Below are 12,402 nucleotides of genomic sequence, written 5' to 3'. Positions count from 1 at the left end.
ATCCCGACGGATCTCGAGTCGTGGCTCGAGCCGATCGCGTCGACGAGCGTCGTCGACGCGAACGCCGCTAAGACGCTGGTCGCCCGGAACGAGGTGCGACGATAGATGGCACTGACTTACCTCTTCGACGACTTTGAGGGCAACGTCAGTACCAACTGGGATGGCCCACTCGAAAAAGGCCTGAGGAGTTATGAGGGCGATTCTTCCGGCTACGCAGATCTCGGCGACAGTTCCACCGACTACACTGTCGGATATAGAGAGTTCGACAATCCGGTTGAAGAAGTCGAATGGTGGACCAATATAACCTCAGACAGCCAAGGTGGCGGGTACGAGCTTGTCGACACGAATAACAACCGCGTGGCAGGGGTCGGAGACAGCAATCCCAGTATCTACTATCTCGACGGCAGCACTGTTGTCGAAGACGGCAGTTTCTCTTACGATACATGGACGAAGATAAACATATCTCTGGACTACGCGAACGGTGAATACACGATAACGTTCGGGCCCAACGCCAACTCACTGACCACTAACCCCGTAACAGTCAATATGGGGACTAATGCGGACGTTATCGGGTTCAGGATCGTCAACGCGAACACCGCGAGCGCCTTCGAAAACCGTGTTCCCGACGGTGACGGAGCGGGTGGATACAACGAATACACCGACTACATCACTTATGAATCGACAGTATCCCCTCCCGATCCGCCCGAAAACACGACGATCGATCTGGCAGGGATCACACAGTTCGACGTCTCGTGGACTGAGCCGAGCACTGGGGGCCGGATCGACAACTACCGGGTCCAGCGATCAGTGGATGGTGGGTCGTATTCGACGGTCGCAACACCGGGCTCGAGCACGACGTCCTACACTGACACGGATATCACAACGGACACAGACTACCGCTATCGCGTCCGTTCTGAGAACAGCCTCGAAAACAGTGACTGGAGCTACACAACGACGAGGACCTCCGGAGGGGCTCCGAAAACCCCAGCCATCGGAACGCCTACGGAAACGAGTCTCCCGCTCTCGTGGACGAACCCGGCAGGCGATCTCGATACCGTCGAGATCCACGTCTCGACCTCTTCCGGGACGACGCTCAGCGACTACAGCCTGCTCACGACGGACACGACCGGCGACTACACCCATACCGGGCTGGTTAACGGCCGGACCTACCACTACCGCCTCGTCGCAGTCTATCCCGATGGCGACTCGAGTCCGACGAGTGAGATCAGCGAGACCACCCTCCTCCCGAATCCGACGCTGGACGCGGTCACGGCCGGCTATCGCGAGGTCGTGGTCGACTGGACGCTCAACGACAACAACCCGGACGGCGACGTCACCGTCTATCGCGACGGCGGCTCGGTCACGACGATCACGGAGCTTGCGACGACGTCGTACACGGACGACGGACTCCTCGACGGCGAGGAGTATTCCTATTACATCGAACGGGCAACGCCGGACGCATCCGGGTCGACCGGGTCACTGAGCGACGTCACGGACCTGCCGGCCCCTACGGACCTCACCGTCGACGCGATCACCGCCACCTCCACCGACCTCTCCTGGGCTGATAACCACAACTACGGAGATACCGAAGTCCAGTACAAACAGTCCGATGCGGCGTCGTGGACGACGTTCAGCACACTGGCACTGAACACCGAAGCCGAGACGATCTCCGACTTACTGAACGGCGAGCAGTACGACGCGCGGGTCGTTGCAGTCACTGAACACTCCAGCACGGTGGATCAATAATGCCTGTTCAATTCACTACGACTCTCCCAGACGCTGAGGGGCTCGATCTGGACGGATCTGAGCCAGACGAGATAACCGCAATCTGGAATGACGTCCTGAACAACGGCGAGTACCGGCTCGAGGTCCGTGAGACGGACGGAAACGAAAGCTGGGGCGACTCCGGCTCGGCCATCGTCGCCTACGACGCAGTCCTCGAGCAGACGTTCGTCGACATCCTTGACGGGGAGAAATACGACGTCAGAATCAGGACCCAAACGGCACACGTCACTGGGAACTGGCTTGAGGCAGACTCTATCACGAACCTCCCGGCACCGAACGGGATCGGCTTCGCGAACGTCGGGGACACCTCGCTGGAGGTCCTGTGGACAGATAACGCTGACTTCGAGGGTAGCTACCAGATCTATCGTCGTCGGGTTGACTACGAGTATGACGATGAGGGGCTTCTGGTTGCTACAGTCGGTCAAAACACTGAGAGCTTCGTCGACGATACCGTCTCGCCCGACCGCGAGTACGAGTATTTCGCCAGAGCCCGAACAGAGTGGGTGTACGCGGATACCAGCGTTGGAACGGTCACGACGACCTCGATCGGCCTCTCGGATCGGTACGTTCCGCCGCGAGGCTGGCACGTCGAGATCGACCATCCGAGCGGGACGACGTTCACGCCACGGATCCAGGACGTCCAGGCCAAGCCGCGGCTCAACGATCTGCCCGAGCTCGAAATCACGGTCCCAGAGGCCGACCGGTGGCGTGACGAGGACCTCGAGGGCGCACCGGCACGGGTCTGGAAGGACGGCCAACGGCAGCCGATCGACGAATTCGTCAAGGACACCTCCGCGCCGAACGGCATCACGTTGGTCCTCCGCGGCGGGTCCGAACTCGACCAGTACGTCGACGACGTCCAGTTCGACGAAATCCTCGCCCAGGAGGGCGTCAAGCAGATACTCGATGAGAAGACTGGCCTTGCATACACCGTCGACGACCCGTCCACGAGTACCGAGGAAGACGTCGATCTCCGCAGGATCGGGTTGTCCGACTGGGAGGAGATCATCGCCGATCTACCAGCGGACGAGCCCGTCCAGGATGTCAACGGCCTCGAAGTGACTCAAACTGGCTGGTGGGAAGAAGCCGAAGACGCGTCGGGAAGTGACGGCGGTGAGAGTAGCGACCTCAACGAGGGTCGTTGGTCTGGGGGCGTTGCTATCGAGATGAACAGTAGCCTGCACAGCAAGTCGACGACGATCAGGCTCGATCACGAGGTCCCAGCGGCAAATCTCATATTCGCCCCACTATTCGCATTCACCGACGGCCACCCACCGATGGAGCTGCTCATCGATGGCGAAGTGGCCGACACCATCCCAGGTGACGCGCTCGAGCCGACTGACACCATCTTCGACCTGCGCACATTCGACGTCGCCGGCGACGATCCGGACAGCTACCCGGACACATATAGCGGCGACGTCGACGTCGAGCTCAACATCACTGGGTCGGGAGATACCATCTACGTCGACGGTCTCTACGCTTACGACAGTCGGTACACGAGCCCACCGCCGACAGGTCCGGCTGACGACGGCGTGATCGACGTCTCGATTTTCCCCGACGCGTACACGTTCGAGACCACGGTCAGCTCGGGCTTCCAGATCGTCGGCGGCGCACTCGAGGTCGAGATGCCCGACACCTCGAGGAGTCAGCGAGTCCGGATCTCGAACGACGGTGGCAACAACTGGATCAGCGCCAACAACAGCCAGACGGTCTCCGGCGACTTCGCCTCGGCGTCGAACGAGATCATCGCCCAGGTCCGCCTCGGTGGCTACGATAGCGACCCGACCGAGACGCCGGGGATCCGTGACGCCCCCCAGGTCCTCGAGAGGCTGACGCTGTCGGCGGACCTCAACGACACGCCGCAGTTGATCGATTACTACAACCGAGGCTCGCTGCGCGAGATCCTGCGCGAGATCGCCGACGACGGCAACTGGATCTGGGAGCTCCAGTGGGACGACGACGTCGGCGGCCTCTCGCTCGAGTGGACCCAGCCCGGTCTCCGCACGGCGACCACTGACCAGTCGCTCGTCGATTATCAGGTCGGGAAGGACGTCCGAGAGCGCTACGATCGGGCGGTGATCTTCGGTGGCTCGCGCTCGGTCGAGGGCGATGAGTTTGTCGCCGACGCGCCAGGCGACCTGCGCGGCCTCGAGGAGCAGTACATCAAGGCCACCAGTGAGACGGTCTACGACCCCTCGAATCCCGACACGGTGTTCGAGCGTCGGACAGACTACACGATCGAGTGGGACATCGGCGCGATCGCGATCACCGACAGCGGCGATATGGTTCAGGGCGAGACCTACGCGGTTGATTATCAGTACAAGATCCGCGGTGAGTACGAGATCGGGGGCGAGACTAATCCTGACACGATCGAGAAGGACATCTCGACCGCAAACTCTCAGTTCGAGGCTGAACAGATCGCGCTCGGGATCGTCAAGGAGGTCTCCCAAACGCCGATCGAGGCCGAGGTGACGATCGCCCGCGACGACGTCGGGTTCGCTTTGACTGAGACCGTCGACCTCGAGGAGCTCCCGGTCGACCGACCGCTCCGGGTTCGTGGAATCAACAACTCCCCAGAGCAGATCGTCTTGCAGCTGGGCAGCGGTCAGCGTCCAGAAGACGTGATTCCGTCGCTGAGCGAGAAGGTCGGCCGTGTCTCGAGGCAGGTTTAGACACCAATCTCGAGCGCGTCAACGGCCTCGGCGGGCCTGACGTCGTGATCGACGAGGCGATCGGCGGCCAGCTGCCACGCCTGTTCGGCGAGCTTGGGGTCCGCGGTTTCGTAGTGGACTGAGAACTCAGTCAGTGCGACGGCGACCAGGAAGTCTTCGCGACGATCGTCCAGAGGCATCACTGCCGTTGGCCGCGGCTTCATGTATAAACCTACGTAGTACAGAAACGCCGGCCAGAGGCCAGCGTTGGACCCCCCACCTCATCAATGGGTGTTCGACGGGGTGGGACCGAGATCGTGTGGCAATATGGCAATTGACTTTGTGATCGATCTCAGAGCGGCGAGGTGTGGATGTCTCGTGTCGAACAGTCGAGTGGTGTTGACCACTCTTTCCCCCTCGCCATCTGGTCGTTAGGACACAACTGGTATGAACCTATTGGCCGTTTTCGGACGTTTGATACCGGTAGAAACAGCGTTTAGTTTCTTTTTTGGTGATGGGATCTGGGACAACTCACGGATTGAAATGAAGCAAACCTTCAAATTGCATGCGGGCGCAGTAATGGATGTCCGGGGCGACAACTCACATCCATGAGGTCATTTCCCCCACCACCACCACTACCCTCATCTTCCCGGACTTCCTACACCAACCTGAGCCGACAGTCATCAGCTATGGAACTGGCGTACTATACGGACAGAGATCACAGGAGTAATCTGTCACACCGCGCCGAGTCCGTTCCTGGAGCGTCCCGTCATGGCAGGCTGGACAGATCTCGAGCGGATCGCGATCGTCGTCTGACATGGACCAGACAAGGGGAGGTTCTCACAAATACCTACGTCTCGAATATAGTCCCTACCAGAACAACAGAGAGGTCTGAGCAATCCTCAAACTTCTTTTTGTGAGCTCATGTAGGGACCACCCAGCCACCAATTCCTCCACCGACAAGGATGATGGCGAGCAGTAGCAACGCGATCACGATTAACGCAAGAACTCCTTTTGAGATTTTCATTTTAATCGTATAGATACCTACCCTATTATCCCAGCACTCACCGCAGCAAGGAGACCTCCAACTACGAAAACGACTACTGAGAGCAACACCAGTACCGGTCCAATGAGATGTGGATCTTTCACTTATCTCCCCCCAGATCTATTTTCGCTATTTTTAGGCCCATACCCAATTAAGGTGTTCATCGGTCCATATTCACCGAAAATAAGTATTCAACGACTGGCCGCTTCTTTCATGGAGAACTACACTCTCGAACTGTAGACATGGATCCTCCGAATAGCCGATGCACTGTCTTTCAGTACCTCGAGAAGCCCAATATCGTGATTGAGAAGCGGTCGGCAGCCAGCTGCCACGTCCATTTGGCGAGCTCGGGATCAGCTTCTTCGTAGTGAACGCTGAACTCGGTCAGTGCAACAGCGGTGAGGAGGTCCTCGCGACGATCGTCCAGAGGCATCGTCGTTGACCGCGGCTTCTCGAATAAAGGACAGGACAACACACTTGACTATCACAGTAATCAAGTGTGAATGTCATCAGTTCGGATATAATTCTTGGAGTGGTCTGAGAGATCAAAATAAGAGTTCGTATATTGACTCACGGTAATCTGTAACGATCTGCCCTTGGTCGAATTGCATCTTCTTTTTCTTGCCGAGGATATAATCACGGACAGCAGGCTGCCCCTGATAGCGCTCGTCGAAAAATTGACGGAACACATTCGGAGTGAGGTTCTTAGTAGCACCAGCGCCACTTTCATAAAAGCCAACCTTCTGTCCGTGTTTTCTGATTATATATTCGATCCCGTCTCTTCCTACCCCTTCACCCCATGATTCCCCCGTACCAAGAAGCAATTTATTGGTAAGACCATCCGGCCTAATCGCCAAATATCTCATCAAACACCCTTGGAGTTCCGGGCCGATCGGCACAAAGGTGTCACACAACCTCTGGGAAACGCCACTACCGGGCCCGTTTTTTGTTTCCTCGAGGAGAAAGAAGGGGTGAGACGGTCGCTCTACAGTTGACGTGAGGCCTAACCCACCGTCACGGAGGTAAATATCATCAACTGTAAGCGACGAGAGTTCTCCAACCCCGATGCCTGTCTTTGCTAATATTATGACGACCAACCGATCCAAAGGGTGGTGTATCTGGTTAATAAACCACCGCATCGTGTCAGTAGATGGCAGCCATCGAGTATCACTACTCTTGTAGTGCCCTTTTATCACTCCAATACTCCGGTCATGAGCTTTATCGTGGCAATCTATACATAGTGACCTCAGATTAGAGAGTTCATCAACTCCGCCAAGACTCTTCGGAACTACATGGTGAACATGCAGCATACCACTGTTACCGCAGTTCACGCATTGATGATCGTCGATCTCAAGACGCTGTTCTCGCAGTTGTCGCCACGTTTCCCCATCAGCCTCGGTAGTGTTTGTATTATCTCCACTCATATTACACCCGCGAGGTGGGTGTGCTGCTCCATCCCTATATCGTATGCCGCTTTATCGATTCGGCCAGTTGCCCTACTCGAAGTCGTAGCCCCACTCTCGGAGCTGGTCAGCAACCTCGTCGGGGTGCTGCATCGCGACCAGGTACGCCGCCTCTCGGAGGTCAAGCGCGTACACGTCTTCATCGAGGATGTCTTCGACGTCGTCGTGAAGATCGGCTTCCCCGTCGACGGTCGGCTCGCGGACGTGCAACTGGATGACCTCCGACCGATCCGACTTGACAGTGTTCCGTCGGTGGATCCACGGCAGCGAGTAGCCGTTGTTCTCGCTCGAGGCCGCAGTATCGGACTCGTCACTACCCTCGTCTTCGCCGGCGAGGAGATCGTCGACGCTGTCCTCGACTGCAGCGTCGTCGACATCCTCCTGGTCGTCATCGTCGTCGCTCAGGAGGTCGTCCCCCGCGCCGGGCTTCATAGGTCTGCCTCCGCTTCGATCGTCGCGGCGAGCTCATCGATCAACTCGAGCGTTTCGCGTTCGCGGTCGGGCACTCGCTCACGGTGTTCCTCGACGAACTCATAGGGAGAACAGCGATGCTCCCACGCGCCGTCGAACAGTGCCCCACGAATCGGGATCTCGACCGGGACGGGATACGCAACTTCCTGCAGGTCCTGGAGATACGTTCGCTGTGTCCCGGAGCGCTTGTCGACTTTGTTCGGGACGACCGCGAGGACGCCGACGTCAATGCCACCCAGTTCTTCCTCGAGGCCACCGACCAGCTGCTCGAGACCGATCACGGACTGCTTCCCCTTCGCCGTCGCCTCCGCTGGGACGACGAGACTCCCGGTCGCTGCGATCGCGTTGTAGAGACCAGCCCCTTCGGTCCGGGATGGGTCGATGATCACGACGTCGTACCGGTCGGCGACGCCGAACTCGACCAGGACCTCCCGGAGTCGGGTGGTCGGATCGAAGTCTTCCCCCATGTCGTTCGCGGTCTTCGCGACGCGATCGAGGAGATCATCGAGGCCTGAGAGCGCGTTGTGGGCTGGGATGATGTCGATGCCGTGGTCGGTCGTACGGATCAGGTCCTCGAACGAGCCCTTCGGCCGATCGATCAGGTGTCGGACCAGGTGATCGACGTCGGGGTCTTCGCGATCGTCGTCGACGTCGAGCAGATAACTGAGCGATGCGTTCTGCGGATCGAGATCAATCGCGAGGACATCCAGATCGTGGCGAGCGTGCGCAGCTGCCAGCGAGCCGGAGATCGTGGTTTTTCCCGGACCCCCCGCTTCGCCATATACACTGTACGCGAGCATGCCAGTCTGATCGTGAACGTTCGACATAAAGACCCGTCAGACGTTCCCAACAGTCGTCTTGGTCAAGGCGTCTGGTCAGAACGTCTGGTCAACTTGTCTGGTCAGACTGCCTGTGTTAACTCATCAGCATACTGGTTAGTTAACACGGTGGCTTCATGCATTCGACTTGATTGAAAGAGCGTCGACCAACTCCAGAAGTAAGTCGAGCTAACACTCGAGGTGCCGAAACTGTTAGCTGATGATCAGCTATGAGACCTCCATACGGTAGAAGACAGGTTCGATGATCTCCGGTGAAGCGGCCCTGAGTGCAGTTATCAATGCCTCATCCATATTGTCATATAGATATGATTCTGCATAAAGTCGATTAGGCGATTCAAATGCGTTCCATGGACGCTCTATCGAGCGGCTATGTTCTCGAATCGGATTATCTACGCTCACTTTATCAGTTACGTCCGATTCGATCCCTGCGGTCTCCTTGACGTTCTGTGGCTCATAGTTTATAACTCCGAACCCGCTTCCCGTCGAGATATTCCCTTCTTCAATATAGCTTGGTGGCCGCGCAGGGCTCACTTCGTGAATTTCATCGTATCGATCCGCATTAAATGGAATGTCTGGATGGAAGACTACCAACTCGAACCTTTTGACTGATTCTGCGTTATGAGTATGATAGTAGGACTCAGCGTAAAGTACTGAACCATCTTGTAAATCCGTATGGGCCCTAATTAGCGGCCGATGAGTGGAAAATTCCGAACTCTCGTCAAACTCTTCTTCAATTTCCTGAGATAGTTTGCTGATATTATCCTCAGCGTGTTGTAAGCTGTCTACACCTTTCCCCACTGCTTGATATGTTGGACGGTCATCAGAGGGACCAGCCCGTCCAAATTGGACAGTGAATATCGGCTCCTCTAAACAGATTCCAGTGGTGAAAATGGCTGCCAGATCTAACTCTTCTGCCGGAAAACCTCCACGATAGGTTCGTGTATAGTGAGTTGCTTCTTCCAGTTGATGGATGGCATCTGTCGGAATAGCAGATGCATATCCACCGGTGGTGATTCCATACATTCGTCCTCCAACATTCAGGTCCATATGAATGAAATTCACGTCACCTTGTAAATACTTTGTGTGGGATTGACTCGTCTCAAGTAATCTAAGCTGGCGACAGAACGCTAAAACAGACGGTTAGTCGTGATCGAATTCACGTTCCTCGAGCACGTCGACGACGTCCTCATGGTGCAGGTGGACGCGACGGAATACCGCTTTCTCATCGCTGACGTACAACCGTTCTTGCTCGAGCGTCTTCTCGTCCCGATCGTCGTCGACGACGCCACGTGAGCGGAAGGCGTAGGCCTGCGTGGTGCCGTCCGCGAAGTGCGTCGCCCGGATCGCCCACTTCTCCCCCCAGCGCTCGCGAGCAGCGGCCTCGAGGCGCTCGAGCGTTTCCTCACGGCCGTCGAGTTCGTGGTCGGCGTACTCGTCACCCATCCGGATCACCGCGCTGATCGTCGACGTCGTCCTCGTCGTCCGGTTCAACCACCGGTCGACCAGCCCGGCCGGCAGGAGTGTCTGGCCAGTTGTCTTGACGGTACTCCCCGGAGTGCTCGCTGTTGACGTGCTCGAGCAGCTCGTCCGCCGTGCCAGTGAACGGACAGTCGTCAGGCGAGGGACACGCGTAGATCTGGACGTCGTTCGAGTCTGACTCAGTCATCGTTTGCTACCTCGAGAGCGACTGCGAGGGCGATTAAATGCAGCGCCTGGTCGAACCACAGTGCTCGCGTGGGGAACCCGTCTCGGTTTTCATACCAACGCCGGGAGTCGACCAGGAAGTGCGACGCCCACAGGAACGCGAGAAACGTCGCAGTGCGCCGTCGCGACCAGTCGGTCCGACGGGCCGCCGGCAGGAACGCGGCCGTGTAGACAGTCACGTGGGCGGCTCGAGCGAGCCGAGAGTCGAACTTCCGGGATGCCATCCAGTCGGTTTGCAGGGGGAAGTCGCCCGCAGCGTGCGCGGCCAAGAACGCGAGGGCGTGGCGATCGTCGGTCACAGTCGATCAACCTCCTCGAGGGCGATCGCCGGCTCGTCGAGGACTGCGTCGACGGTGATCGACGCCACGCGGCCGGCCATGTGGTGGTAGAGATCGACCGTCCTGTACAGGTCCTCGTACTGGGCCGATCGGCAGATCGTCTCGTCGTAGATCACGGCTTCCTGCTGCAGCAGCGCTCTCGCAAGGTCGACCGTCCCGGTCACACGGTACAGTTCGGTTCGGTTCTCCGTCCGGCTCGCGTAGAAGACCTCACCGTCGTGGACGAAGCGGTCGACGAACCGCACGTTCGGGAGATCGTCAGCTCGGGGTTGGTTGGTGGCGCTCATGAGTCGACCTCCGTTTCGGTGACCGTCGTTCCACGCTCTCGCAGGTAGTCCATCTGCGAGCGGGCGTACTCTTCTTCTCGAGAGCCACGTGTGGCCAGCAGGTACGCTTGAGAGCCACCCAGCGGTCGCATGACCCGACCAACCCGCTGGGTGCCCTGTCGGCGTGACCCGCCCAGCATGGACGCGATGATGACGACGTCGACGTCGGGCAGGTCGATCCCTTCGTCGGCGATCCGGGAGACGATCAGCGCCTCGAGGTCGCCCTCCCGCAGCTGGGCGTAGTAGTCTTCGCGATCGTCGTGGCTCGTCTCGCCACTGATGAACGGAACGTCCAGCACGTCGCTGTACTGATCGCCCTGGTCGCGCCAGCCGCAGTAGATCAGGACCTTCTCCCCGGCTGCGGTATGCTCGCGGACGAGTCGGCGCGTTTCCTCGAGCTTCGCAGGGTTCTGTGCGGCCGTGATCATGGTCTGGATCCCCTCGGCGCTGCGGTAGTCCTCGCGAGCGCCGTCAGTCGCCCACGGGACGAACCGAACCTCGACGTCCGGCCGGTTGACCCAGCCGTCGGCGTACAGCTCTTCCCACGTCGACGTGACCGGCCGACCGATCAGCGTGAAGATCTCCTCGGACTTGCCGTCTGATCGGACCGGCGTTGCCGTCAGCCCCAGCCGTGATCGGGACTGGATGTCCGTGGTCCGGCGCCAGATCTCGGCCGGGACGTGATGGGCCTCGTCGAAGACGACTAGCCCCCATTCGCGGTCGAACAGCTTCCGACCGTGTCGGGACTTCGAGGCGATATCGTAGGTCGCGATCGTGATCGGCCGGATGTTCTTCTCACCGCCGTGGTAGCGGCCGATGTTCCTCGTGTTCTGGTGGATGCCGCCGGGGAGTTCGAGGTGAGTCGTCAGCTCGTCGTACCACTGGTTGACGAGCTCGCGCGAGGGGGCGAGAATCAGCGTCTGCTGACCGAGATCCGCGAGGATGGACAGCGCTGCGATCGTCTTCCCCGACCCCGGAGGCGCGTCGATCACACCGGATCCTGCCTCGAGGAACCGGTCGCGCCACTCACGCTGGTAGTCCCGGAGCTCGAGATCGTCGCGAAGCTCGACGTCCAGGGGCTCGCCGGTCTCGAGGTCGCGCTCGTCGATCGGCGGATAGCCGGCATCGTGGAGCGTCTGCTTGACCTCGCCCTCGGCGCCGGCCTTGATCCGCATCTCCGTGTCCGAGAGGTACTGCGTGTAGTGGTCATTGTGTTCGAGGTGCTCCTTCGCGACGTCCTCGAAGAGATCTTCGTCCTTCGCTCGGAGTACTGTGTACCCTTCCGAGTGGGTTCGTAGCCGGAAGGCATGGCCGCGCACCCACGTCCGCCGAATCTGCTGTTCGACCGACTCCGGGAGCTCGCCGGCGACGCCAGCGTAGTCGGCCACGAGTTCGTCGACGTGCTCGTAGGGTGAGGTCCAGACGTCGATCGGCTCGGTTTCGAAGATCGAGGCGTCGCCGTCGTGGCTGGTCTCGACCAGGTGTGCGAAGTTCCCGAGCGTCCCCGTCGTATCCTCGGTCGGGTTATCGACCGCGACGCGCAGCTGGCTCGGGTAGAGTCGGATCCGTTCGTCGAGCTCCTCCCGATCGGCGTCGACGACGTCGCTGGCATGGGCGATTTCGTGCTGCCGATCGAGCGCCTCGAGGCGGTCGGCGAGTTCGACCAGTTCCGGCGGGGAACTCTGTCGGATCCGTCGACCGATCTCCTCGAGGGAGAGGTCGCCACCGTCGCGATCGTCGCTGCGGTCTGGTTCAGAGGTCGTACTCATCTTGAATCACT

Annotated in this window: 13 protein-coding genes; 2 read left to right on the top strand and 11 right to left on the bottom strand. The window is 59.0% G+C overall.

Annotated features, from left to right (window positions below):
* The first annotated feature begins 546 nt into the window (after window positions 1-546).
* Both NDI89_RS23100 and NDI89_RS23095 read left to right on the top strand, forming a co-directional pair.
* A complete protein-coding gene (locus NDI89_RS23100) occupies window positions 547-1,746 on the top strand; it encodes a fibronectin type III domain-containing protein (RefSeq protein WP_277525152.1) in 1,200 nt (399 codons plus the stop codon).
* A complete protein-coding gene (locus tag NDI89_RS23095) occupies window positions 1,746-4,457 on the top strand; it encodes a fibronectin type III domain-containing protein (protein ID WP_277525150.1) in 2,712 nt (903 codons plus the stop codon). The genes NDI89_RS23100 and NDI89_RS23095 overlap by 1 nt, the downstream gene beginning before the upstream one ends.
* On the opposite strand, the gene NDI89_RS23090 is transcribed toward NDI89_RS23095, so the two are convergent.
* The 11 genes from NDI89_RS23090 to NDI89_RS23040 all read right to left on the bottom strand — a co-directional run bounded on the left by NDI89_RS23090 (window position 4,454) and on the right by NDI89_RS23040 (window position 12,391).
* Window positions 4,454-4,636 (bottom strand): hypothetical protein, encoded by a 183-nt coding sequence (locus tag NDI89_RS23090; protein ID WP_277525148.1) that lies wholly within the window; start codon window positions 4,634-4,636, stop codon window positions 4,454-4,456. The two genes, NDI89_RS23095 and NDI89_RS23090, sit on opposite strands and share 4 nt — an antisense overlap.
* 1,119 nt (window positions 4,637-5,755) lie before the next feature.
* Window positions 5,756-5,914 (bottom strand): hypothetical protein, encoded by a 159-nt coding sequence (locus NDI89_RS23085; RefSeq protein WP_277525146.1) that lies wholly within the window; start codon window positions 5,912-5,914, stop codon window positions 5,756-5,758.
* 112 nt (window positions 5,915-6,026) lie between these two features.
* Window positions 6,027-6,905, bottom strand: a complete 879-nt coding sequence (locus NDI89_RS23080; RefSeq protein ID WP_277525143.1) for an HNH endonuclease — start codon at window positions 6,903-6,905, stop codon at window positions 6,027-6,029.
* A gap of 72 nt (window positions 6,906-6,977) precedes the next feature.
* Window positions 6,978-7,376, bottom strand: coding sequence for a DUF7970 domain-containing protein (locus NDI89_RS23075; RefSeq protein ID WP_277525141.1), 399 nt, complete (start codon window positions 7,374-7,376; stop codon window positions 6,978-6,980).
* A complete protein-coding gene (locus NDI89_RS23070; protein ID WP_277525138.1) occupies window positions 7,373-8,215 on the bottom strand; it encodes a ParA family protein in 843 nt (280 codons plus the stop codon). Before NDI89_RS23070 ends, NDI89_RS23075 begins: the two co-directional genes overlap by 4 nt.
* 246 nt (window positions 8,216-8,461) lie before the next feature.
* On the bottom strand, window positions 8,462-9,301 hold the full coding sequence (locus tag NDI89_RS23065; RefSeq protein WP_277525136.1) for a hypothetical protein: 840 nt from the start codon (window positions 9,299-9,301) through the stop codon (window positions 8,462-8,464).
* 93 nt (window positions 9,302-9,394) lie between these two features.
* Window positions 9,395-9,697, bottom strand: coding sequence for a hypothetical protein (locus tag NDI89_RS23060; RefSeq protein WP_277525135.1), 303 nt, complete (start codon window positions 9,695-9,697; stop codon window positions 9,395-9,397).
* Window positions 9,690-9,920: a hypothetical protein gene (locus NDI89_RS23055; RefSeq protein WP_277525133.1), complete on the bottom strand. Its 231-nt coding sequence runs from the start codon at window positions 9,918-9,920 to the stop codon at window positions 9,690-9,692. The genes NDI89_RS23060 and NDI89_RS23055 overlap by 8 nt, the downstream gene beginning before the upstream one ends.
* Window positions 9,913-10,257, bottom strand: a complete 345-nt coding sequence (locus NDI89_RS23050) for a DUF3307 domain-containing protein (protein ID WP_277525132.1) — start codon at window positions 10,255-10,257, stop codon at window positions 9,913-9,915. The genes NDI89_RS23055 and NDI89_RS23050 overlap by 8 nt, the downstream gene beginning before the upstream one ends.
* A complete protein-coding gene (locus tag NDI89_RS23045; protein ID WP_277525131.1) occupies window positions 10,254-10,583 on the bottom strand; it encodes a hypothetical protein in 330 nt (109 codons plus the stop codon). Before NDI89_RS23045 ends, NDI89_RS23050 begins: the two co-directional genes overlap by 4 nt.
* Window positions 10,580-12,391 (bottom strand): DEAD/DEAH box helicase, encoded by a 1,812-nt coding sequence (locus NDI89_RS23040; RefSeq protein ID WP_277525129.1) that lies wholly within the window; start codon window positions 12,389-12,391, stop codon window positions 10,580-10,582. The genes NDI89_RS23045 and NDI89_RS23040 overlap by 4 nt, the downstream gene beginning before the upstream one ends.
* Window positions 12,392-12,402 lie beyond the last annotated feature (11 nt).

The organism is Natrinema salsiterrestre (genome assembly GCF_029502005.1).
Taxonomy (GTDB): Archaea; Halobacteriota; Halobacteria; order Halobacteriales; family Natrialbaceae; genus Natrinema; species Natrinema salsiterrestre.
The sequence above is the reverse complement of the archived record's forward strand: the minus strand, read 5'-3'. Positions and strand labels throughout refer to the sequence as shown.